The organism is Acidovorax sp. GW821-FHT10E04 (assembly GCF_059415185.1).
On sequence record NZ_JBWKMT010000005.1, the window covers coordinates 452,807 to 472,974 of the forward strand.

Annotated in this window: 22 protein-coding genes; 12 read left to right on the top strand and 10 right to left on the bottom strand. The window is 68.3% G+C overall.

The window, feature by feature from the left end:
• Nucleotides 1-23: 23 nt before the first annotated feature.
• On the top strand, nucleotides 24-935 hold the full coding sequence (locus AC07OC_RS18315) for a LysR family transcriptional regulator (protein ID WP_494601879.1): 912 nt from the start codon (nucleotides 24-26) through the stop codon (nucleotides 933-935).
• A gap of 152 nt (nucleotides 936-1,087) precedes the next feature.
• On the opposite strand, the gene AC07OC_RS18320 is transcribed toward AC07OC_RS18315, so the two are convergent.
• From AC07OC_RS18320 to kefC, 8 genes are all read right to left on the bottom strand, one after another.
• A complete protein-coding gene (locus AC07OC_RS18320; protein ID WP_492253806.1) occupies nucleotides 1,088-1,543 on the bottom strand; it encodes a PaaI family thioesterase in 456 nt (151 codons plus the stop codon).
• Complete coding sequence (locus tag AC07OC_RS18325) at nucleotides 1,540-2,229, bottom strand: transglutaminase-like domain-containing protein (protein ID WP_218339579.1); 690 nt, start codon at nucleotides 2,227-2,229, stop codon at nucleotides 1,540-1,542. The genes AC07OC_RS18320 and AC07OC_RS18325 overlap by 4 nt, the downstream gene beginning before the upstream one ends.
• Nucleotides 2,230-2,347: 118 nt before the next feature.
• On the bottom strand, nucleotides 2,348-2,992 hold the full coding sequence (locus tag AC07OC_RS18330; RefSeq protein WP_218339578.1) for a trimeric intracellular cation channel family protein: 645 nt from the start codon (nucleotides 2,990-2,992) through the stop codon (nucleotides 2,348-2,350).
• A 173-nt stretch (nucleotides 2,993-3,165) separates the two neighbouring features.
• Nucleotides 3,166-3,537, bottom strand: coding sequence for a hypothetical protein (locus AC07OC_RS18335; protein WP_218339577.1), 372 nt, complete (start codon nucleotides 3,535-3,537; stop codon nucleotides 3,166-3,168).
• Complete coding sequence (locus AC07OC_RS18340; RefSeq protein ID WP_218339576.1) at nucleotides 3,534-4,391, bottom strand: hypothetical protein; 858 nt, start codon at nucleotides 4,389-4,391, stop codon at nucleotides 3,534-3,536. The genes AC07OC_RS18335 and AC07OC_RS18340 overlap by 4 nt, the downstream gene beginning before the upstream one ends.
• A gap of 47 nt (nucleotides 4,392-4,438) precedes the next feature.
• Entirely contained in the window at nucleotides 4,439-5,596 is a 1,158-nt protein-coding gene (locus AC07OC_RS18345; protein WP_218339575.1) for a PepSY-associated TM helix domain-containing protein, read from the bottom strand.
• Nucleotides 5,597-5,630: 34 nt separating this feature from the next.
• Nucleotides 5,631-7,823: a TonB-dependent siderophore receptor gene (locus AC07OC_RS18350; protein ID WP_255591032.1), complete on the bottom strand. Its 2,193-nt coding sequence runs from the start codon at nucleotides 7,821-7,823 to the stop codon at nucleotides 5,631-5,633.
• A gap of 292 nt (nucleotides 7,824-8,115) precedes the next feature.
• On the bottom strand, nucleotides 8,116-10,023 hold the full coding sequence (gene kefC / locus AC07OC_RS18355; RefSeq protein ID WP_218339574.1) for a glutathione-regulated potassium-efflux system protein KefC: 1,908 nt from the start codon (nucleotides 10,021-10,023) through the stop codon (nucleotides 8,116-8,118).
• 249 nt (nucleotides 10,024-10,272) lie between these two features.
• Between kefC and AC07OC_RS18360 the strand changes: the two genes are divergently transcribed.
• The 4 genes from AC07OC_RS18360 to AC07OC_RS18375 all read left to right on the top strand — a co-directional run bounded on the left by AC07OC_RS18360 (nucleotide 10,273) and on the right by AC07OC_RS18375 (nucleotide 13,267).
• On the top strand, nucleotides 10,273-10,911 hold the full coding sequence (locus tag AC07OC_RS18360) for a LysE family translocator (RefSeq protein WP_218339573.1): 639 nt from the start codon (nucleotides 10,273-10,275) through the stop codon (nucleotides 10,909-10,911).
• Nucleotides 10,912-11,030: 119 nt separating this feature from the next.
• The gene (locus tag AC07OC_RS18365; RefSeq protein WP_218295956.1) at nucleotides 11,031-11,651 is read left to right on the top strand and encodes a nucleotide-binding protein; all 621 of its coding nucleotides are present in this window, start codon (nucleotides 11,031-11,033) and stop codon (nucleotides 11,649-11,651) included.
• 177 nt (nucleotides 11,652-11,828) lie between these two features.
• Nucleotides 11,829-12,293, top strand: coding sequence for a MaoC family dehydratase (locus AC07OC_RS18370; RefSeq protein ID WP_094291360.1), 465 nt, complete (start codon nucleotides 11,829-11,831; stop codon nucleotides 12,291-12,293).
• 32 nt (nucleotides 12,294-12,325) lie between these two features.
• Complete coding sequence (locus tag AC07OC_RS18375; RefSeq protein ID WP_218295955.1) at nucleotides 12,326-13,267, top strand: LysR family transcriptional regulator; 942 nt, start codon at nucleotides 12,326-12,328, stop codon at nucleotides 13,265-13,267.
• 84 nt (nucleotides 13,268-13,351) lie between these two features.
• Here AC07OC_RS18375 and AC07OC_RS18380 read toward each other — a convergent pair whose 3' ends face one another.
• Together AC07OC_RS18380 and AC07OC_RS18385 are read right to left on the bottom strand one after the other, a co-directional pair.
• Nucleotides 13,352-13,879, bottom strand: coding sequence for a tRNA (cytidine(34)-2'-O)-methyltransferase (locus tag AC07OC_RS18380; protein ID WP_494598367.1), 528 nt, complete (start codon nucleotides 13,877-13,879; stop codon nucleotides 13,352-13,354).
• Nucleotides 13,880-13,941: 62 nt separating this feature from the next.
• The gene (locus AC07OC_RS18385) at nucleotides 13,942-14,664 is read right to left on the bottom strand and encodes a ComF family protein (protein ID WP_494601882.1); all 723 of its coding nucleotides are present in this window, start codon (nucleotides 14,662-14,664) and stop codon (nucleotides 13,942-13,944) included.
• A gap of 26 nt (nucleotides 14,665-14,690) precedes the next feature.
• On the opposite strand from AC07OC_RS18385, the gene AC07OC_RS18390 reads away from it, so the two are divergent.
• The 7 genes from AC07OC_RS18390 (at nucleotide 14,691) to AC07OC_RS18420 (ending at nucleotide 20,109) form a co-directional block, all read left to right on the top strand.
• A complete protein-coding gene (locus tag AC07OC_RS18390; protein ID WP_494601884.1) occupies nucleotides 14,691-15,593 on the top strand; it encodes a biotin synthase in 903 nt (300 codons plus the stop codon).
• A gap of 153 nt (nucleotides 15,594-15,746) precedes the next feature.
• Nucleotides 15,747-16,223 (top strand): DUF2244 domain-containing protein, encoded by a 477-nt coding sequence (locus AC07OC_RS18395; protein ID WP_218295951.1) that lies wholly within the window; start codon nucleotides 15,747-15,749, stop codon nucleotides 16,221-16,223.
• A gap of 59 nt (nucleotides 16,224-16,282) precedes the next feature.
• Entirely contained in the window at nucleotides 16,283-17,452 is a 1,170-nt protein-coding gene (gene coxB, locus AC07OC_RS18400; protein WP_218295950.1) for a cytochrome c oxidase subunit II, read from the top strand.
• A gap of 30 nt (nucleotides 17,453-17,482) precedes the next feature.
• Nucleotides 17,483-19,117 carry a cytochrome c oxidase subunit I gene (gene ctaD, locus AC07OC_RS18405; RefSeq protein ID WP_218295949.1) on the top strand — a complete coding sequence of 545 codons (1,635 nt, stop codon included), beginning with the start codon at nucleotides 17,483-17,485 and terminating at the stop codon, nucleotides 19,115-19,117.
• An 11-nt stretch (nucleotides 19,118-19,128) separates the two neighbouring features.
• Nucleotides 19,129-19,239 carry a cytochrome oxidase small assembly protein gene (locus tag AC07OC_RS18410; RefSeq protein WP_218296306.1) on the top strand — a complete coding sequence of 37 codons (111 nt, stop codon included), beginning with the start codon at nucleotides 19,129-19,131 and terminating at the stop codon, nucleotides 19,237-19,239.
• Nucleotides 19,240-19,252: 13 nt separating this feature from the next.
• The gene (locus AC07OC_RS18415) at nucleotides 19,253-19,888 is read left to right on the top strand and encodes a cytochrome c oxidase assembly protein (RefSeq protein WP_218295948.1); all 636 of its coding nucleotides are present in this window, start codon (nucleotides 19,253-19,255) and stop codon (nucleotides 19,886-19,888) included.
• Complete coding sequence (locus AC07OC_RS18420) at nucleotides 19,885-20,109, top strand: DUF2970 domain-containing protein (protein WP_218339572.1); 225 nt, start codon at nucleotides 19,885-19,887, stop codon at nucleotides 20,107-20,109. The genes AC07OC_RS18415 and AC07OC_RS18420 overlap by 4 nt, the downstream gene beginning before the upstream one ends.
• Nucleotides 20,110-20,168 lie beyond the last annotated feature (59 nt).

Genomic DNA, 20,168 nt, shown 5'->3' on the forward strand with positions numbered 1-20,168 from the left:
AACCATTGATTAGGAATCAGCCCATGGACAAACTGCGCAACATGGAAGTCATGGTGGCCGTGGTCGAAGCCGGCAGCTTCGCCGCCGCCGCGCGCCAGCTGCAGGTGTCGGCCGTGATGGTGGGCAAGCACATCCAGCAGCTCGAAACCCACCTGGGCGCACGCCTGTTCCAGCGCAGCACGCGCCAGAACAGCCTGACCGAGGTGGGCGCCGCGTTCTACGAAGACAGCAAGCGCGTGCTGGAGCAGGTGCGCTGGGCCGAGTCCGCCGTGGAGCGCAGCCGCGCCGTGCCGCAGGGCCTGCTGCGCGTGAGCGCGCCGTTCACGCTGGGCAACCACGTCATCGCGCCGCTGGTGGCCGACTTCCTGCAGCGCTATGACCAGGTGCGCGTGGACCTGCAGCTCACCGACAGCGTGGTGGACCTCACGGGCGAGGGCTTCGACGTGGCCGTGCGCATCGGCCAGGTGGTGGATGAGGGCCTGGTGGCGCGCCCGCTGCGCCCCTACCGCATGGTGATCGCGGCCGCGCCGGCCTACCTGCAGCGCCATGGCACGCCCGGGCGCGCCGACGATCTGGCCCGCCACCAGTGCCTGAGCCATTCGGTATGGCAGCGCCGTGTGGAATGGACGCTGCGCGATGGCGACGCGGAGTTCTTCTGGCCCGAGAACGCGCGTTTTGTGTGCAACCAGGGCGACGGCCTGCGCCAGGCCGCGCTGCGCGGCCTGGGCCTGATCATGCAGCCCGAGGTGCTGCTGGCCGACGACCTGGCCAGTGGCGCCCTGGTGCCGGTGATGCAGCACTGCCTGCCGGTGGCCCGCGCCGTGCATCTGGTCTATGCGCCGGACCGGCGGCAGCTGCCCAAGCTCGCGCGGTTCGTGGAGCATGTGGTGGGAGTGATGGGCATCGCGGGCGATGCTGCCGCGCCGCGGGCGTAGCCCTTCCCCATGCCATGGGCGGCTACCCGGCGTGGTCTGGCGATGCGGCCATGGCGAGGCGCCCGTGTTCGCCGCGCGCCGCCGGGGCCGAGGGCCTGCGCACCTGCAGGCCGTGACAGCGGCCACCACGGCGGCCCTGGCCGCCGGGCGGGCTAGGCAGGGCCCGTGGGGCCTATCTTGAACACCCCGCTCACCCGCGCGCAGGGCACGCCATCGGCCGTCACCAGGCCCTGCGCGAACACCAGCGAGCGGGTGATGCGCAGCGGCTCGGCCTCGCCCTCCACCCAGGCGCCCAGCGGCGCGGGGGCCAGGTAGTCGATCTGCAGGCTGATGGTGGGCAGGAAACGGCCGGCCACCTCGGTGCTCTTGCGGTGCACCGACAACGGCAGCAGCATGTCGCAGAAGCTGGCCATCATGCCGCCGTGCAGGTTGTTCATGGGGTTCACATGGCGGTGCTCCACGCGAAAGCCGAATTTCACCACCGCACCTTCGTGCCGCAGGTACAGCGGGCCGTTGTGCTCGATGAACGGGCCGCCCGAGGGCAGGGCCGCGAAGCCATCAGGGACCTGGGGCGCGGTGCCCGGTACCGCCAGCGGGGCCTGCGTCATCGCGCCGCCTCCTGCTCCACGTCGCTCGCAAAGCTCGCGCCGTGCAGCGCGCTCGTGGTGCCGCCACCGAGCCAGCCGCCGTACACGGCCTGGAAGTCGGCCACGATCCGCGCCAGCGGCATGTCGTCGAAAGCGCCGCGCTGCAGCACGTATTCCATGTGGCGCTGGCCGGTCTTGTCGAACGGGTGGTAGATCGAATCGTTCTCGCCATCGAACTCCAGCGGCAGCAGGCCAAAGCGGTCGCACAGCTCGATGTTGAAGGCGGGCGTCGCCTTGCGCCACTGGCCGTCGAGCCAGATGTCGGTGTAGCCGTGCCAGATGAAGAGGTCGGTCTTCATGGTCTCGCGCATGCGCTCGGTGCTGAGGTGGTTGCGCACATCGGCAAAACCCATGCGCGCGGGAATGCCCGCCGCGCGGCACGCGGCGGTGAGCAGCGCGGCCTTGGGCACGCACCAGCCATGGCCCTGGGCCAGCACGGTGCTGGCCGCCATGCCGTGCGGCGACAGGTCGATGCGGTACGGGTCATAGCGAAAGCCGTCGCGCACGGCTAGGTACAGGGCGACGGCGCGCTCGCGGTCGGTGGCGCCGCGCGCATGCGCGGCCGCGAAGGCCTGGATGGCGGGGGCGTCGCTGTCGATGAGCGCGGTGGCGCGCAGGGCGGCGGGGGTGGGGTGGTCCGGGGTCATGGTCTCGATACTCCTCGCGGCCCAGTGTGCAGGCCGCGCCGGTGCAGGGCTGTCACGGTGGTGCCACGCGGCACAGTGTGCCGGATCGGCGGCCGGGATGGCGGCCCCTGGTTTCTTGTCACACCCGCCAGGCGGGCAACTGCCAGTTGCGCCACAGCGCCAGCCCGCGCAGCCCAGCGGTGAGCAGCACGCAGGCCACGAGCGGAGCCCAGTCCGGCGCCTGCACCTGGCGCAGCGCCACGTCGGCCCAGCCGCCCGCGAAGGCGCACAGCGCGTAGGGGCGGTGGTCGCTGAAGGCCTGGGGCACCTCGTTGCACAGCACGTCGCGCAGCACGCCGCCAAACACGCCCGTGGTCACGCCCATCATCACGGCAATGATCGGCGGCATGCCGATGGCGGTGGCGATGTCCACGCCCACCGCCGCGAACAGGCCCAGGCCAATCGCGTCGGGCAGCAGCATGGCGCGCTCGGTGGGCTGAAAGTGGCGCTGGCGCATGAACAGCATCGCGCCCACGCACAGGGCCAGGATGCCCCAGACAAAACCGGTGTGGCGTATCCAGAAGAAGGGCCGCTGGTCCAGCAGCAGGTCGCGCAGCGTGCCCCCGCCGAAGGCCGCGACGAACGCCACCACACACACGCCCACGGCGTCGAGCCGCTTGCGCGCGGCGGCGATCACGCCCGAGAGGGCAAACGCGATGGTGGCGGCCACTTCCAGGAAGAAGCGCAGGGTGTGCACCCAGGGGGCGTCGAGCAGCTGATCCATGGGCGCGATTGTGCCGTGGCGCTGCAGGCGCTGGCGGCGGCGTGCGGCGCCTGCCTGTGTGGCCTTTTGCTATTGAATGTATAGCTATTGGCGCTTGTTGGCAAAGCGCCGGGGCCTGTTTTCATCTGAAAAAAACAATGCACCGGCGCCCCAGGGTGCCGCGCGCCGGGGCTTCAGGGCGCCGCACCCCACGCCCGAAGCAGCTGCCAGGTCAGCGCCAGCCCACAGCCCGTGGCGCCCAGCGCGCCCAGGCGGCGGCTCCAGCGCAGGCTTGCGGCGGGCCACTGGTTCATCGCCAGCACCAGCAGCCAGCCCAGCACCATCCATGCCGCCACCACCAGCGCCAGCCCCGCGGCCAGCCCGGCCGCCGCCGTGGCCGCCAGGGCCTGCAGCGCCAGCGTGCCCAGGGCCACGGCCCAGCTGCGCAGCGATGTCGGCGCGGCGGCCGCGCCGTCCCCCCAGGCGCGGGCGGGGACCGCGCGCGCCCAGGTGGTCAGCGCCGTCAGCGAGGCCAGCGCGGCACACACACCGGTGAGTTCGTTCATGCGGCCTCCGGAGGGCGGTGGTCTGGGGCCGGGGCGGGCGCGTGGCGTGCCCCATGGCCCGCCCGCCGCCAGCGCAGCGCCCGCCGCACGCGCAGCAGCAGCAGCGGCGCGCCCGCAGCCAGGGCGCACAGCACCGACGCCACCGCCCACTGCGCGAGCCCGGCCTTGGCCGCCAGGCCGCCATAGGCCAGCGCGGCCAGCGCCCACAGCAGCGCGGTGGCGCGGGGCGCCCAGTGGCGCAGCGTGGCGGCGGGCAGGGCAATGAAGAAGGCGAGCAGCAGGCCCAGCATGCCCGACGACCGCGCGGGTTCGGTGGCCACGATGTGGGCCAGGCGGAACGATTCCAGCGCCAGCAGGCCGCTCAGCCAGAAGGGCCGGTGCGCAGGCACACCGCATCGGGGCCATCCGCGCGGATGCCAGCGCGGGCGGGGGGCGATGGGGTGCGCCGCCGTGCCCGAGGTGGCCACAGCGGTGTGGCGCGCGGGTTTGCGCCGGTGCGCCTGCACCCGCTGCGGCCCGATGAAGGCGGCGATGCCCGCACACGCCAGGCCCACGGCCACCAGGCTGGCGCCCATGCCCAGGGCCTGCGCGCTGCCCAGCACCAGCCCCACGGTGCCGGCCACGGCCAGCATCGCGCCCGCACCGCACAGCGCCACCCGCCACAGCGCGAGCGCGCGCAGGGCCCAGGCGGCGGCCACCGACATCAGCAGCCACGCCCCGACGAGTACCCACACCGCCCACACCGGGCGCTGCGCCAGCGACGGCAGGCCCGCCGGCCCCCACAGGTGCACGAACACCGCCACGGTGAGCGCGGCGGGCGTGGTGGCGTGCAGGGCCAGGAAGAAGCGTTGCATGGTGCGGGCGGGAGAAATCAGAAAAGAAGGGGGAAACGAGGCGGGGCTCAACCCGCCGCCGCGATCCCGCTGGCCGATGCGCCCTGCGCGGCCTCGGCCTCGCGCCGGCGCTGCTGGCGCGCATCGAGCCAGATCAAGGTGCCCGAGATCGACAGGAACGCGGGCGTCATGCCCAGGAAGAAATACAGCCACTTGAGCGTCAGCCCGCCGAAGTCGCCGAAGTGCAGCGGCTCCATGAGACCGTTGACCAGCGACCAGAATCCCGCCGTGCGCGGGTCGTGCACCTTCCTGGGCACGCCGGTGGCGGCGTGGATGTCCACCCGCGCGGTGCTGGCCAGGTGGCCGCCCAGGTTGCCGGTGAAGCTGGCCTCGGCGGTGTCGGTGCCCCAGCGGCGCATCGACACGTAGCGCGCCTCCAGCCCCGGCACGGCCTGCTGCGCGGTGGCGTACAGGGCATCCAGCGACTGCATGCGCACGGGCTCGGCGGCATCGCCAGCGGCCTTGCGCGCGGGCTTGGCGGTGGCTGCGGCTTCGGTGCTGCTGGTGGTCACGTATTTGTAGCCCTGCTCGAACAGCGGCGCCAGGCCCATCCAGGCCCCCGTGGTGGCGATCAGGATGTGAAAGCCCAGGCCCCAGATGCCCGCGGACTTGTGCAGGTCGGACATCACCACGCGAAAGCTGCGGCCCCAGCGCTGGGTGAACAGCTCGGCCAGGATCTTGCGGTGGATGACGATGCCCGTGACGATGAGCACCAGCATCGCGGCGCCCAGAAAGCCCACGATCCAGCGCGGCCCGAAGAACAGGAACACGTGCAGCATGCGCAGGTACTGGCCGAGCTGGCTGTCCACCGGGCCCACCACCGTGCCCGTGTCCGAGCGCAGGGCCACCTTGGTGCGCGTGCTGGCCGGCGCGCCGCGCTCGCGCACGAAGGCGAAGTAGCTCGGGTTGACCGCGTCGGGCAGCGCGATGGTCTCCACCGTGGCGCCGGGGTAGCGGGTGTGCAGCTGCGTCAGCACCGCATCGAGCGACGCGGGCGTCGCAGAGCGCGGCAGCTGCGCCAGCGACGGGTTGGCCCACAGGTCGATCTCGTTCTTGAACACCACCACCGCGCCCGAGAAGCACACGATGAACATCAGCAGCCCCGTGACGATGCCCGCCCAGGAGTGCAGGACGAAAAGGCGGTTCAGGGTGCGCTGGCTGGTCATGGTCGGCTCGCGGTGGCGGGGCGATGGCGCTGCGTCAGAAGAAGTACGTCACGCCCAGGTTGAAGCTGCGCGGCAACGCGGGCGAGACCACGTTGGCGTTGATCGCGCCGTCGTAGTACGCCTTGTTGAACACGTTCTTCACCCCCGCCGTCACGCGGTAGTTGTCGCCCGCGTAGCTGATGGACGCATCGGCCACCACATACGACGGCAGCGTGAAGGGATACGAGCCGATCTGCTCGCTGACGTAGCGCCCGCCCATGCCCAGCGTGATGCGCTGGTGCTGCGGCAGCTTGTAGGTGGCCCAGGCCGTGAGCGTGTGGCGCGGCGTGAGGTTCAGCGGCAGGCCCACGATGGCGGCGTTGTTGTCGCGCGTGACCTTGGTCTGCGTGTAGGTGTAGGCGCTGGTCAGCTTCCAGCCGTTCTTCATGTCCGCGCCCAGCTCCACCTCCAGGCCGCGCGCGCGCTGCTGGCCGGTCTGCACGCTGAAGCCCGTGTTCACCGGGTCGGCGGTGGTCACGTTTTCGCGCACCAGGTCGAAGACCGCCAGCGCGCCGGTGATCTGGCCGCCCGGCGCCTCGTATTTCACACCGGCTTCCCACTGCTTGCCGGTCTCGGGCACGAAGGGCGTGCCGTTGAAGGCCAGCCCCGAGGTCGGCAAGAAGGACTCGCCGTAGCTGCCGTACGCGGCCCAGCCGGGCTTGAACTCATACACCAGGCCGGCGGACAGCGTGGTGGCGCTGTCCTTCTGGCGTGTCTGCGTGTTGGCCACGCGGTTGTTCGTGTCGTTGGTGGACCAGTCGCGGCGCAGGCCCACCAGGGCCGTCCAGCCCTGGCCGAACTTGATCTGGTCCTGCGCATACAGCCCGGCCACGGTGAGCTTGGCGGGCGCGTCGCTGGTCAGCGCCGTGGGGCAGGTGGCCTGCATGCCGTAGACGGGCGCGAACAAGTCCAGCGCGCCGATGCGGCAGGTGCGGCTGGCCAGCAGGCTGTGGCCGCTGCGCACGTCCAGGCCCGTGACGAGCTGGTGCTTGGCGCCCAGCGCCTCGAAGCGCGTGAGCATCGAGGTGTCGGTGGCCAGCAGGTCATAGTCCATGTACTGGCGCGACGCCTGGCGGTTCTGCAGCCGCTGGTTGGCCTGCAGCGCCTGGTTGGAGACGAAGTTGCCCGTGCCCTTCTCGGTCTCGTAGCGCACGTTCTGGCGGAACGTCATCGCGTCGGACACCTTGTGCTCCAGCGCATAGCCCAGCGTGGTGCTCTCCACGTCGTACACGCCAAAGGCAGGATCGCCCGTGAACAGCGTGCGCGACAGGGTGCCGTTGCGGTTGGGCAGCAGCGTGCCGTAGGGCGTGATGCCCTGCTGGCGCATCCACTCGCTGCGGCTGTAGGTGGCGAACAGCACCAGGTCGGTCTGCGCGCCCAGGTCGATGGACAGCGACGGGGCGAACCACCGGTCCTTGCGGTAGACGAACTGCGTGGGGTCGTCGGCGTTGGACACCTGGGCATTGATGCGCAGCGCTGTCTTGCCCGATTCGGACAGCGGCTTGTTCACGTCGGCCTGCAGCGTGCGCTGGCCGAAGCTGCCCACCTCCACGCCCACTTCGTTGATCGCGTCTTTCTTGGGCCGCTTGCTCACCGCGTTGACGATGCCGCCGGGCTGCACCTGGCCGTAGAGCACCGAGGCCGAGCCCTTGAGCACCTCGAAGCGCTCGTAGCCGTAGGGCTGCAGCTTGGCCCACATGCCGGGGCTTTGTACCAGGCCGTCGACCAGGATGGATTCGGTGGAGCGAAAGCCCCGGATGTTGATGTCGTCAAAACCCCGGCGCCCGAAGTTGACGGGGCTCACGCCCGCCACGGTCTGCAGCGCCTGCTGCACGTTGGTGATCTGGCGCGACTCCATCTGCTCGCGCGTGACCACGCTCACGGACTGCGGGGTCTCCAGCCGGCGCATGGGCGCCTTGCCGGCGGTCTGGGCCTCGACGGGCGCAAAGCCCATGTCCTTCTCGGTGCTGGCATTGATGCGCACTTCCTGGAGCTGCGGCGCGGCCACCTGGGCGGCGGCCGCCGGTGCATCGGCGTCCTGCTGTGCCACGGCGGCTTGGGCGAGGCACAGGGCCAGCGGGGTCAGGGCAAACACCCCGGCCTTGCGGGCCCAGGGGTACGGGGAGGAAGAGGGGGCGAGCGAAGAGCGCGGCGAGAAACGGGCCGCGCGCGAGGGCTGAAAAGACATGGGAGTCCCGATGGAGAGAAAGCCGAGGGCGGACAAACGCTGAAGGCGCTGGCTCGCGTGGCTTTTCGGGACGCTGGCTGGCAGGAGGGGGTATTCTAATGCGAATAGTTATCGTTTGAGAGGTGGCCATGCAAGCGGCGCCGCAGTGCGCGTTGCGCGGTTCCGCCGGACGGCCAGGCACCGCCGCAAAGACCGACCGCTTGCGGGCGCGCACGACCGTGCTCCCTCCCGCGCGGCAATCGTCGGTCTTTTGCTATTGAATAGATAGCATATGGCGCTTGATACATCAGCGTCAAGGCCTGTTTTTGTCCACATCCTGGGCGCTGACCGCCCCGTCGGCGCTCAGCGGGCTCCCGGGCTCGCCATACCCGGGGTACGCGCCCCCCGCCGCCCCCAGCGCCGCGCTCTCCTGCCGCTCCTTGGCCATCTGCTCGGCGAACTGGTTGCGCCCCTCGCGCGCCACCGCGATGAACTTGGCGCGGTCCTTGTAGTGCGGGTACATGCGGTCGGCCAGGGCGATGTTGTGGGTGCGAAAGCGCCGGGTGATGGCCGTGGCCTCGGCGGGCGCCAGGCCCATCAGTTCCAGCACCGTGTGCGCGCTTTGCAGGCTGGACTCGAACAGTTCGCGCTGCACCAGCGTCACACCCAGGTCGCGCAGCTTGTTCCAGTGCGTGACGTCGCGCGCGCGGGCCACCACCTGCAGCTGGGGGAAGTGTTCGCGGGCAAGCTTGGCGATCTTGAGGGACTGCTCGGCATCGTCCACGGCGATGACCAGGATGCGGGCGTGTTCGGCGCCCGCGATGCGCAGCAGGTCGAGCCGCGTGGCGTCGCCATAGAACACGCGGTAGCCGAAGGTGCGCGCCACTTCCAGCATCTCCACGCTGTGGTCCAGCACGGTGGTGCGCAGGCCCTGGGCCAGCAGCACGCGCGAGACGATCTGCCCGTAGCGGCCGAAGCCCGCGATGATGATGGGCGCCTCCTGGGGCTCGGAGATTTCCTCGGCCCGGGGCTCGGACTTGAGCTGGGCGTAGCGGCGCAGCAGCACGCGGTCCAGCAGCACCAGCAGCAGCGGGCTGATCAGCATCGACAGCGCCACCGCGCCGATGAGCAGCGAGGCCGTCTCGGCCGGGAACACGCTGGCACCGGCGGCGGCCTGGAACACCACGAAAGCGAATTCGCCGCCCTGGGCCAGCAGCAGCGTGAACACCGGGCGCTCCTGGTACGGGATGTTGACCAGCTTGGCCAGCGTGTAGATCACGATGGCCTTGGCCGCGAGGAAGCCGACCAGGATGGCGGCCATGAGGCCCGGCGAGCGCAGGATCACGCCGAAGTCGATGCTCATGCCCACGGCGATGAAGAACAGCCCCAGCAGCAGGCCCTTGAAGGGCTCGATGTCAGCCTCCAGCTCGCGGCGGTATTCACTGTCGGCCAGCAGCACGCCTGCGAGGAAGGCGCCCAGCGCCATCGACAGACCCACCAGCACCATCAGGTAGGCGATGCCCACCACCAACAGCAGCGCGGCGGCGGTGAAGATTTCGGGGGTGTTGCTCTTGGCGATCCAGCGCAGCACGGGGCGCAGCAGCAGGCGCCCGCCGAGGATGATGGCGGCGATCACGCCCACGATCTTGAGCACCTCGAGCGCCAATTCACCCGGCGTGTGGCCCGCGCCGTCGCCCGCAGCGGCGCCCAGCACCGGCAGCAGGGCCAGGATGGGGATGGCCGCCACGTCCTGGAACAGCAAAATCGAAAAGCCCGCCTGCCCGCTCTGGGTGCGCATGAGGTTGCGCTCGGCCAGCGACTGCAGCGCGATCGCCGTGGAGGACAGCGCCAGGCCCAAAGCGCCCACCAGGCTCACGCGCCACGGCAGGCCGGCGAGGGCGCCCAGCGCGAACAGCACGGCCGCGCAGCCCAGCACCTGCGCGGTGCCGGTGCCGAAGATGGGGCGGCGCAGCGCCCACAGGCGGCTCGGTTGCAGCTCCAGCCCCACGAGGAACAGCATCAGCACCACGCCGAATTCGGCGAAATGCAGGATGTCCTGCACATTGCTCACCAGACCCAGGCCCCAGGGCCCGATGGCGATGCCCGCCGCGAGGTAGCCGATGATGGCCCCGAGGCCCAGCGCCTTGGCAATGGGCACGGCCAGCACCGCCGCGGTGAGGTACAGGAAGCCGTAGGTGAGCCAGGTGGGGGCGTGTTCCATAGAGGGGGATGCGGGCGATGGCGTGGGGGAAGGGGCGTCGCGGGGATGCGGGCGTGGGCGTGTCAGGATTCTGGCACCGTCCCGGCGATGTGGAGAGGCTGGCGAGGCATGTTGTTGTGGCGCTTCACTTTTAATAGCATCTGGCGGCGGTGGGACAAGCGCTGGAGGCGCTCTTCGTGCATGCCATGGCGGCGGCGCGGGCGCGTTGTTAAGATGCGTGCCCTTCTCGGATTACAGGCGCGGTGTTTCATGGACTTGCAGACTTGGCTGGCTTTTTTCGCGGCGTCGTGCCTGATCGCGGTGTCGCCGGGCTCGGGGGCCGTGCTGTCGATGAGCCATGGCCTGTCGTTCGGCGTGCGCAAGACGGGTGCCACCATCTTCGGCCTGCAGCTGGGCCTGCTGCTGATCCTGCTGATTGCCGGGGCGGGCGTGGGGTCGCTGCTGCTGGCGTCCGAGGTGGCCTTCAGCGTCGTCAAGGTGCTGGGCGCGTGCTACCTGATCTATGTGGGCTTCAACCAGTGGCGCGCGGGCGACGCGTCGCCCGTGCAGGGCGATGAGGAAGCACCGGCGGGCACCTGGCAAAAGCGCTGCCTCACGGGCTTCCTGACCAACGCCACCAACCCCAAGGGCATCATCTTCATGGTGGCCGTGCTGCCCCAGTTCATGACCGACACGCGCCCGCTGTGGACGCAGCTCCTGGTGATGGCCGCCACCACGGTGACGGTGGACGTGGTGGTGATGCACGGCTACGCTTTCGGGGCCAGCGCCCTGCGCCGCCTGATGCGCAGCGCGCGTGCGGTGCGCGCGCAGAACCGCGTGTTTGGCGGCCTGCTGATGGCGGTGGGCGCGGGGCTGTTCTTCGTCAAGCGTGGCGGCCAGCACGCCTGAGGTGGCCCCAGCGTGTTGCTGATGCTTTGATTTTGATAGCTGCTGGCGCTTGTCCATCAAGCGCCAGGGGCTGATTTGGCTTGTATTTTCATGGATGCGCGGATTCCAAGGAGGTTGTCATGCCAGTAGTTGTTGTCGCCAACCCGAAGGGCGGCGTGGGCAAGTCCACGCTGTCCACCAACATCGCGGGCTACTTTGCGAGCCAGGGGCATCCCGTGATCCTGGGCGACACCGACCGGCAGGAGTCCGCCAGGCTCTGGCTGGGCCTGCGCCCGCCGGCCGCGCGCCCCATCGGCGCCTGGGACGGCCTCAGCTCGGACGTGATCAGCCGCCCGCCCAAGGGCACCACGCATGCGGTGCTTGATACGCCCGCCGGCCTGCACGGCTGGCGCCTGAACGACGTGCTCAAGCTGGCCGACAAGATCATCGTGCCGCTGCAGCCCAGCGTGTTCGACATCTTCGCCACGCGCAGCTTCCTGGACCAGCTGGCCGAGCACCGCCACGCGGCGGGCGTGCCCGTGGGCATCGTGGGCATGCGCGTGGACGCGCGCACCAAGGCCGCCGAGCAGTTGCACCACTTCGTGGACAACCTGGGGTTTCCGGTGCTGGGCTACTTGCGCGACACGCAGAACTACATCCACCTGGCGGCGCATGGCCTCACGCTGTTCGACGTGGCGCCGGGCCGTGTGGCGCGCGACCTGGAGCAATGGCAAGGAATCTGTACGTGGCTAGACACATGACCCCCCCTGAGGCGCTGCGCGCCTTCCCCCGAGGGGGACGCCACCCCTGGACTGGCAAAGCCAGATCCACGGTGGCACTGGCCTGGGGAGTGCCAGTTGCTGGCGTTGTGTGCCAGATGGGCGCACGGTGTCCCGTGCCAGACAAGGCGCGCACGGCTGCGGCGCTACATTGGGGTGATGAAAATCTTTCGCTCCTACTCCGAAGTCAGCGCCTGCGTGGGCCAGGAGGTCGCCGTGACCGACTGGATCACCATCACGCAGGAACAGGTCAACCTGTTCGCCCAGGCCACGGGCGACCACCAGTGGATCCACGTGGACCCCGAGCGTGCGAAAGCGGGGCCGTTTGGCGCGCCCATTGCCCACGGGTTTCTCACGCTGTCGCTGATTCCGCAGTTCTTCGAGGCGGGCCTGACCATAGAGGGTGCGCGCATGGGCGTGAACTACGGGCTCAACAAGGTGCGCTTTACCGCGCCGGTGCCGGTGGGCAGCCGCCTGCGCGCGCGCCTCACGCTGCAGGCGGCCGAGCCGGTGGCGCCCGATGGCATGCAGATGACGTGGCTGGTGACCGTGGAACGCGAGGGCAGCGACAAACCCGTGTGCGTGGCCGAATCGCTTGCGAGAAATTTCGGGGCACCCGCCTGAGCCTGGCCGCTCGCGGGCAGGAGGTCTGACCCATGGACCGCCTGCAAGCCATGAAGGTGTTCGAGCGCGTGGTGGAGGAGGGCGGCTTTGCCGCCGCCGCCCGGGCCATGGACATGTCGCCCCCCGTGGTCACCCGCATGGTGGCCGAACTGGAGCAGCACCTGGGCACGCGCCTGCTGCAGCGCACCACCCGCAAGCTGGCCCTCACCGATGCGGGCGATGCCTACCTGCAGCGTGTGCGCACCATCCTGCACGAGATCGATGACGCCGAGGCGGCCGCCGCCGCGAACACGCGCGACCTGCGCGGCACCATCCGCATCGTCGCGGCCCCGGTGCTGGCCACCAACTTCCTGGCGCCCATGGTGGCGCTGTGGCATGCGGAGTTCCCCAAGCTGCTGCTCGACATCGACCTGGACGCCTATGCCTCGGCGCGGGTGGACGAATACGACGTGACCATCATGGTGGCGGGCGAGGACTTCGACGCCAACATCGTGGCGCGCCCGCTGCTGAAGGGCGAGGCCATCGTGGTGGCGTCGCCCGACTACCTGGAACGCAAGGGTATTCCGCGCGAGCCGCAGGACCTGCTGCAGCACGACTACCTGCGCGACTCGGGCATGGCCGCCCGTTCCCAGACGGGGCCTGGCCGCAAGCTGCGCCTGCAATCCCTCTCCGGCAATCTGCCGGCCCAGGAAATCGACATGCCGGCGGTGCTGCAGTCCGTCAGCACCGAGCTGCTGCTGCGCGCGGCGGTGGACGGCGCGGGGGTGGCGGTCACGTCGCGCCTGCTGGCCGAAGAACACCTGGCCCGCGGAGAGCTGGTGCACATCCTGCCCGCGTGGATCTTTTCGCGCTACACCATCTATGCCGCGCTGCCCTCGGGCCGCATGCTGCCCGCGCGCACCAAGGTGTTCCTGGACTTCCTGAGCGAGCAGGTGCCCCTGGCCATGGCCGAACAGCGCGGGCAGGCAGGCTAGCGGGCTGGCTGGGGCGGCGGTTTCCGCTCTGGTGGCCGGGTCATGTTCCCCCGGTCGGCCGCAGGCGGCGATGAACGGCCTGCGTCAGCCCAGCTGGGCGAATCCGCTGATGATGGTGCCTTCTGGCTCGACGGTGATCTCGCCATCGGGCATCGCAAAACTGTTCTGGCGCCAGGCCTCGAACACCGTCACCGCCACGGCGTTGGACAGGTTCAGGCTGCGCTGGCCTGCCACCATCGGCAGCCGCAGGCGCTGCGCGGGTGGGAAGCTGTCGCGCAGCTCGGGTGGAAGACCCCGCGTCTCGGCGCCAAACACCAGCCAGTCGCCCGGCAGGAAACAGGTGGAGTGCACCGGCTGCGAGCCGTGGGTCGTCATGGCGAACATGCGGGAGGGGTCGGGCTGGGCATCGCGCAGGAAGGCGGTCCAGCCGGGGTGGATCTGCACCTGGGCGTACTCGTGGTAGTCGAGCCCCGCACGCCGCATCTGCCTGTCCTCCATCGTGAACCCCAGGGGCTCGATCAGGTGCAGGGTGCACCCGGTGTTGGCCGCCAGGCGAATCACATTCCCGGTGTTGGGCGGGATCTCGGGTTCGACGAGGACGATATGGAACATGCTGGCTATTGTCATCGCCCGGCGTGTGAGTTGAGCAACCGCTCGTAATCAAAAGTATCCCGCTAGTCCAGCCCCGTGCGCGCGAGGACTGCGCAGGTGACATGCGCCACGCCCGCCTCGCGCAGTGCCTGCGTGGCGGCCTGCATCGTGGCGCCCGTGGTCATCACATCGTCGACCAGCACCACGCGCTGGCCCCGCAGGGCCGCCGCATGCGCGGGCTCGATGGCAAACGCACCCCGCAGGTTGCGCAGGCGCTGCGCCCGAGGCAGTCCGCTCTGTGCCTCGCTGGCGTGCAGGCGCAGCAGGGTCCGGGTGTCGCTCCTGGGGCCTGCCAGATGCCTTGCGAGGAGCGCGGACTGGTTGAATCCCCGCTCGCGCAGGCGCTCGGCCGACAGCGGTATCGGCAGCACGCGGTCCGCCGCGTCCAGGGCCGGTTCCATCCAGGGCGTGCTGCGCATCAGCGTGGCCAGGGCCCTGGCCCACCCGGGGTCACCCCGGAACTTGAAGTGCGCGAGCGCGTCGGCCCATGGGTAGGCGTAGTCCACGGCGGCCACGCAGGCATCGAAGCTGGGCGGGCTGTGCACGCAGGCGCCGCAGACGGCGACCCCCGGGGGGACCCGCAGGGCGCAGCGCTGGCAGCGTGTGGCGGGCTGGGCAAAGCGCGCCGCGCAGGCATTGCAGATCCGCTGCGACGGCCATGCATGGCAGGCGGCGCACTGGCTGGGCACCTTGTCCGCCGAGGTGCGAAGAGGGCGCGAAATCCCTAGCAAGCCCGTGAAAAGCATGAATCAATATACTCGCCCGTCCTGCCATGCCCTCCGAGCGTCCCCCCACCATTGATCCCGTTGCTGCGGCCCGCTGGCATGCGGCGGCCCCTGCGTTGTCCCCCTGGCTCCATGAGGAGGTGGCGCGCCGCATGGAGGACCGCCTGCAGTGGATCCGCCAGGCTCCCGAATCGTGGTGCCATTGGGATGCGGTGCGCGGAGGGCTGCACGCACATACGCTGGTGAGCGCACGCTTTCCCAAGGCACGCTGCCAGATCTACGAGACGGCCGCGCATTGCCAGGAGGTGGCGCGGCAGGCCCTGGCCAGGCCCTGGTGGAGTCCCGCCCGCTGGGGCGCCGGCAACCCGCAGCTGGGTGCGCCGGCGGATGCGAGCGTGCAGATGCTCTGGGCCAACATGGCGCTGCACACGGCAGCGGACCCGCAGGCGCTGATCGCGCAATGGCACCGTGCCCTGGCCGTGGATGGCTACCTGATGTTCTCGTGCCTGGGCCCCGACACGCTGCGCGAGCTGCATGCGGTGTACGCCGAGCTGGGCTGGCCTCCTGCCGGGCATGCGTTCACGGACATGCACGACTGGGGGGACATGCTGGTGCACGCGGGCTTTGCCGAGCCTGTGATGGACATGGAGCGCATCACGCTGACCTTCGCCACCCCGCAGCGGCTGGTGCGGGAGTTGCAGGAACTGGGCTGCAACCTGCACCCCGCGCGTTTTGGCGCGCTGCGCGGGCGGCGCTGGCGCGAGCGGCTGTACGAAGCGCTGGCGCACCGGCTGGCGGACCCTGGCAACGCAGGGCAACTGGCGCTGACCTTCGAGATCATCTACGGGCATGCGTTCAAGCCCGCGCCGCGCGTGCGCGTGAGCCCCAGCAGCGCCGTGTCGCTGCAGGACATGCGCGCCATGCTGCGACAGGGCGGCAAGGAGAGCTAGTCTGTAACTCCGTGTCAATGACATGGAACAAGGCACGCTACAATTCCGGGTTATTGAGATTTCGGGCATCTTCCCGCGCAACCTTGCAGGCTGCGCCTGTCGCGGCAACGCATGGCAGGCACCTTTCAGCCGGCAGTCTTGTGAGCACTTCTGGTGACGGGCTTGGTTTTTCGTTTTGCCACGGTGTCGGGTCAGCGCATCGACTGGCGTCTCGTTCGCAATTGCTCGGTCACGCCGGCGCAACTGGGTTGGACGTACCTGTCGCTGTGCCTGGTGTCGCTGGGTATCGCGGCTTTCTTCTGGATGCTCGGTGCCCGTCTGGTCATGCCCTTCGCATGGCTCGAAATCGTGGCTGTAGGAATTGCATTCGCCATGTACGGTCGCCATGCGGCGGATGGCGAGAGGATTTCACTGCAGGGCTCGCGCCTCGTGGTGGAACTGGAGACAGCAGGCAAGCTGGAGCGTGCCGAGTTTGACCGGAGCCGGGTTCGCGTAGAACCCAAGACCGGAGACCGTTCGCTGATCATGCTGTCTGCGCAGGGCCGTTCGGTCGAAGTGGGGCGCTACGTGCGCCCCGAGCTTCGGCCGGTCCTGGCATCGGAGATCCGCATGGCCTTGCGCGCCGCCTGACCCCACGCAGGCGCGCGAAAGGGATTGGTTAAATTGAGGCTTAGAAGTAAGTGAGAACTATGAAGAGCATTTCCAACAAGCTGGCTTCTCTGCTGCTGATTGCCGGTGCATGGGTGGGTTCCGCAGCCCATGCCGTTCAGGACCTGCCTGGCGGCCCCGCAGTCAACCAGCTGAACCTGGCGCCGCCCGTCACCAAGATCGCAGAAGAGCAGCATTTTCTGCACTGGATGATGCTGATCATCTGCACGGTGATCTTTGTTGCAGTGTTCTCCGTGATGTTCTACTCGATCTGGAAGCACCGCCGTTCCAAGGGCGCCAAATCGGCCAATTTCCATGAGTCCGTGACGGTGGAAGTGGTGTGGACCATTGTTCCGTTCATCATCGTGATCCTGATGGCCCTGCCCGCCACGAAGGTGCTGGTGGCCCAGAAGGACACGACCAATGCCGACCTCACCATCAAGACCACGGGCTACCAGTGGAAGTGGGGCTACGACTACATCACCGGCGAAGGCGAGGGCCTGGCCTTCATCTCCACGCTGGACAGCAGCCACCGCGTGATGTCCGACAGCGGCAACGTCAAGGACGCCCCTGCCAACTACCTGCTGAAGGTGGACAACCCGATGGTGGTGCCCGTGGGCAAGAAGGTCCGCATCATCACCACCGCCAACGACGTGATCCATGCCTTCATGGTGCCCGCCTTCGGCATCAAGCAGGACGCGATCCCCGGCTTCGTGCGCGACACCTGGTTCCGCGCCGAGAAGATCGGTGACTACTATGGCCAGTGCGCCGAACTGTGCGGCAAGGAACACGCCTACATGCCCATCCACGTGAAGGTCGTGTCCGCCGAGGACTACACCGCCTGGGTGGGCGAGCAAAAGAAGAAGGCAGCGGCCAAGCTGGACGACCCCACCAAGGTGTGGACCCTGGACGACATCATGAAGCGCGGCGAGAAGGTGTATGCGGCCAACTGCGCGGCCTGCCACCAGGCCAACGGCAAGGGCGCCGGTCCCATCAAGCCGCTGGACGGCTCGGCCATCGTGCTGGATGCGGACCACGCCAAGCAGATCCAGGTCGTGCTCAAGGGCGCGGCCAATGGCGCGATGCCTGCATGGGCTCAGCTGAGCGATACCGACATCGCCGCAGTGGTGAGCTACACGAAGAACTCCTGGTCCAACAAGACCGGCCAGCTGGTGCAGCCTGCTGAAATCGTGGCCCAGCGTGGCAAGTAATCATCGCCCTATCGTATTGAGGAATCCAAAATGAGCGCAGTTCTCGACAATCACGGGCACGCGGGCGATCACGCACACGACGGCCACGACCACCACCACGGCCCCACCGGCTGGCGCCGCTGGGTGTTCGCCACCAACCACAAGGACATCGGTACCCTGTACCTGCTGTTCGCCTTCGCCATGCTGATGGTCGGCGGCGTCCTGGCACTGCTGATCCGCGCCGAGCTGTTCCAGCCCGGCCTGCAGCTGGTGAACCCCGAGCTGTTCAACCAGCTCACCACCATGCACGGCCTCATCATGGTGTTCGGCGCCATCATGCCGGCCTTCGTGGGCTTCGCGAACTGGATGATCCCGCTGCAGATCGGCGCATCCGACATGGCCTTCGCACGCATGAACAACTTCAGCTTCTGGCTGATGATCCCCGCGGCCATCATGCTGGTGAGCTCGTTCTTCATGCCTGGTGGCGCACCCGCCGCCGGCTGGACTCTGTACGCGCCGCTGACGCTGCAGATGGGCCCCTCCATGGACGCCGGCATCTTCGCGATGCACATCCTGGGTGCCTCGTCCATCATGGGCTCGATCAACATCATCGTGACCATCCTGAACATGCGCGCGCCCGGCATGACGCTGATGAAGATGCCCATGTTCGCCTGGACCTGGCTGATCACCGCCTACCTGCTGATCGCCGTGATGCCCGTGCTGGCTGGCGCCATCACCATGACGCTGACGGACCGCCACTTCGGCACCAGCTTCTTCAACCCCGCCGGCGGCGGTGACCCGGTGATGTACCAGCACATCTTCTGGTTCTTCGGCCACCCCGAGGTGTACATCATGATCTTGCCGGCCTTCGGCATCATCAGCCAGATCGTGCCCGCGTTCGCACGCAAGAAGCTCTTCGGCTACGCCTCCATGGTGTACGCGACCTCCTCCATCGCCATCCTGTCGTTCATCGTGTGGGCACACCACATGTTCACGACCGGCATGCCCGTGACGGGCCAGCTGTTCTTCATGTACGCCACCATGCTGATCTCCGTGCCCACGGCCGTGAAGATCTTCAACTGGATCGCCACCATGTGGCGCGGCTCCATGACGTTCGAGACCCCCATGCTGTTCGCCGTGGGCTTCATCTTCGTGTTCACCATGGGTGGCTTCACCGGCCTGATCCTGGCCATGGCGCCCATCGACATCCAGCTGCAGGACACCTACTACGTGGTGGCCCACTTCCACTACGTGCTGGTGGCCGGCTCGCTGTTCTCGATGTTCGCGGGCGTGTACTACTGGCTGCCCAAGTGGACCGGCGTGATGTACTCCGAAACACGCGGCCAGATCCACTTCTGGTCCTCGCTGATCTTCTTCAACATCACCTTCTTCCCGATGCACTTCCTGGGCCTGGCCGGCATGCCACGCCGTTATGCCGACTACCCGATGCAGTTCGCCGACTTCAACGCCATCGCTTCGGTGGGCGCGCTGGGCTTCGGTCTCGCGCAGGTGTACTTCTTCGTGGCGGTGATCATCCCCGCCATGCGCGGCAAGGGCGAGAAGGCTGCGGCCAAGCCCTGGGACGGCGCCGAAGGCCTGGAATGGGAAGTCCCGTCGCCAGCACCTTTCCATACGTTCGAGAATCCCCCCAAGCTGGACGCCACGGCCACCCGCGTGATCGGCTGAACACCATGCCCATGACTCCCGAACAGAAAAAGAGCAACCTGCGGATGGCGCTGATCCTGGCGTCCGTCGCGGTGGTGTTCTTCGTCGGGTTCATGGTCAAGGTCGTTCTGCTGTCCCGCTGAGCCCGCACCTGCCATGAGCCTGCACCGCGAAAACGCCAAGATGGTCGGCAAGCTGGTCGTGATCGCGGCCGGCATGTTCGCCTTCGGCTATGTGCTGATCCCCATCTACAAGCACATCTGCGAGATGACGGGCATCAACATCCTGTCGCTGTCCGAGCGGCAGGTGCCGGGCAACGGCGTGGCCGGCAAGGATGTCAAGGTACCGGGCAACACGCAGGTGGACAAGACCCGCACGATCACGGTGGAGTTCGACGCCAACGCGCGCGGCCCGTGGGATTTCAAGCCCGCCCAGCGTTCGGTGCAGGTGCACCCGGGCGAGCTGACGACCGTGATGTACGAGTTCCAGAACGTGCAGAACCGCCGCATGGCTGCGCAAGCCATACCGAGCTATGCACCGCGCCAGGCCGCGGCGCACTTCAACAAGCTGGAGTGCTTTTGCTTCAACCAGTACACGCTGGAGCCTGGAGAAAAAAAGGAATGGCCCGTGGCATTTGTGATTGATCCGCGTATTTCCAAGGACGTGACGACCATCACGCTGTCCTACACGTTCTTCGAGGTGGGTGGCAAGACGCCGGCAGCACCGCAGTCCACTGCCGCCGTGGGCCTGTCCGCGCCCCTGGTCTCTCCAGCGGCGGGAGCGGGTTCATGAATACGCCAGTGGAGCAGCCGGTGGTGAAGCCCCACGAGCGCAAGGGATCGCTGCTGCGCACGGTGCGGGCGGTGGCCTGGTCGCTGATAGGTCTGCGCAAGGGCAGCGAGTACCAGCAGGATGTCGAAAAGCTCAACCCGCTGCATATCATCGTGGTGGGGCTGGTGGCCGTCTTTCTGCTGGTGATCGGCCTGATCGCGTTGGTGAACTGGGTCGTGTGAATGGGTTGCTGGAACCGTATCCGCAACAACAAAGCCGAAAACAAAGATTTTGAGAGTCA

Coding starts and splice junctions, on each gene's coding strand:
- AC07OC_RS18415 (WP_218295948.1), top strand. CDS start 19,253: ATGAGCCTGCACCGCGAAAACGCCAAGATGGTCGGCAAGCTGGTCGTG.
- AC07OC_RS18370 (WP_094291360.1), top strand. CDS start 11,829: ATGAAAATCTTTCGCTCCTACTCCGAAGTCAGCGCCTGCGTGGGCCAG.
- AC07OC_RS18325 (WP_218339579.1), bottom strand. CDS start 2,229: ATGACCCCGGACCACCCCACCCCCGCCGCCCTGCGCGCCACCGCGCTC.
- AC07OC_RS18375 (WP_218295955.1), top strand. CDS start 12,326: ATGGACCGCCTGCAAGCCATGAAGGTGTTCGAGCGCGTGGTGGAGGAG.
- AC07OC_RS18420 (WP_218339572.1), top strand. CDS start 19,885: ATGAATACGCCAGTGGAGCAGCCGGTGGTGAAGCCCCACGAGCGCAAG.
- AC07OC_RS18345 (WP_218339575.1), bottom strand. CDS start 5,596: ATGACCAGCCAGCGCACCCTGAACCGCCTTTTCGTCCTGCACTCCTGG.
- AC07OC_RS18330 (WP_218339578.1), bottom strand. CDS start 2,992: ATGGATCAGCTGCTCGACGCCCCCTGGGTGCACACCCTGCGCTTCTTC.
- kefC (WP_218339574.1), bottom strand. CDS start 10,023: ATGGAACACGCCCCCACCTGGCTCACCTACGGCTTCCTGTACCTCACC.
- AC07OC_RS18390 (WP_494601884.1), top strand. CDS start 14,691: ATGCCCTCCGAGCGTCCCCCCACCATTGATCCCGTTGCTGCGGCCCGC.
- AC07OC_RS18365 (WP_218295956.1), top strand. CDS start 11,031: ATGCCAGTAGTTGTTGTCGCCAACCCGAAGGGCGGCGTGGGCAAGTCC.
- AC07OC_RS18320 (WP_492253806.1), bottom strand. CDS start 1,543: ATGACGCAGGCCCCGCTGGCGGTACCGGGCACCGCGCCCCAGGTCCCT.
- AC07OC_RS18350 (WP_255591032.1), bottom strand. CDS start 7,823: ATGTCTTTTCAGCCCTCGCGCGCGGCCCGTTTCTCGCCGCGCTCTTCG.
- AC07OC_RS18315 (WP_494601879.1), top strand. CDS start 24: ATGGACAAACTGCGCAACATGGAAGTCATGGTGGCCGTGGTCGAAGCC.
- AC07OC_RS18385 (WP_494601882.1), bottom strand. CDS start 14,664: ATGCTTTTCACGGGCTTGCTAGGGATTTCGCGCCCTCTTCGCACCTCG.
- coxB (WP_218295950.1), top strand. CDS start 16,283: ATGAAGAGCATTTCCAACAAGCTGGCTTCTCTGCTGCTGATTGCCGGT.
- AC07OC_RS18380 (WP_494598367.1), bottom strand. CDS start 13,879: ATGTTCCATATCGTCCTCGTCGAACCCGAGATCCCGCCCAACACCGGG.
- AC07OC_RS18335 (WP_218339577.1), bottom strand. CDS start 3,537: ATGAACGAACTCACCGGTGTGTGTGCCGCGCTGGCCTCGCTGACGGCG.
- AC07OC_RS18340 (WP_218339576.1), bottom strand. CDS start 4,391: ATGCAACGCTTCTTCCTGGCCCTGCACGCCACCACGCCCGCCGCGCTC.
- AC07OC_RS18410 (WP_218296306.1), top strand. CDS start 19,129: ATGACTCCCGAACAGAAAAAGAGCAACCTGCGGATGGCGCTGATCCTG.
- ctaD (WP_218295949.1), top strand. CDS start 17,483: ATGAGCGCAGTTCTCGACAATCACGGGCACGCGGGCGATCACGCACAC.
- AC07OC_RS18360 (WP_218339573.1), top strand. CDS start 10,273: ATGGACTTGCAGACTTGGCTGGCTTTTTTCGCGGCGTCGTGCCTGATC.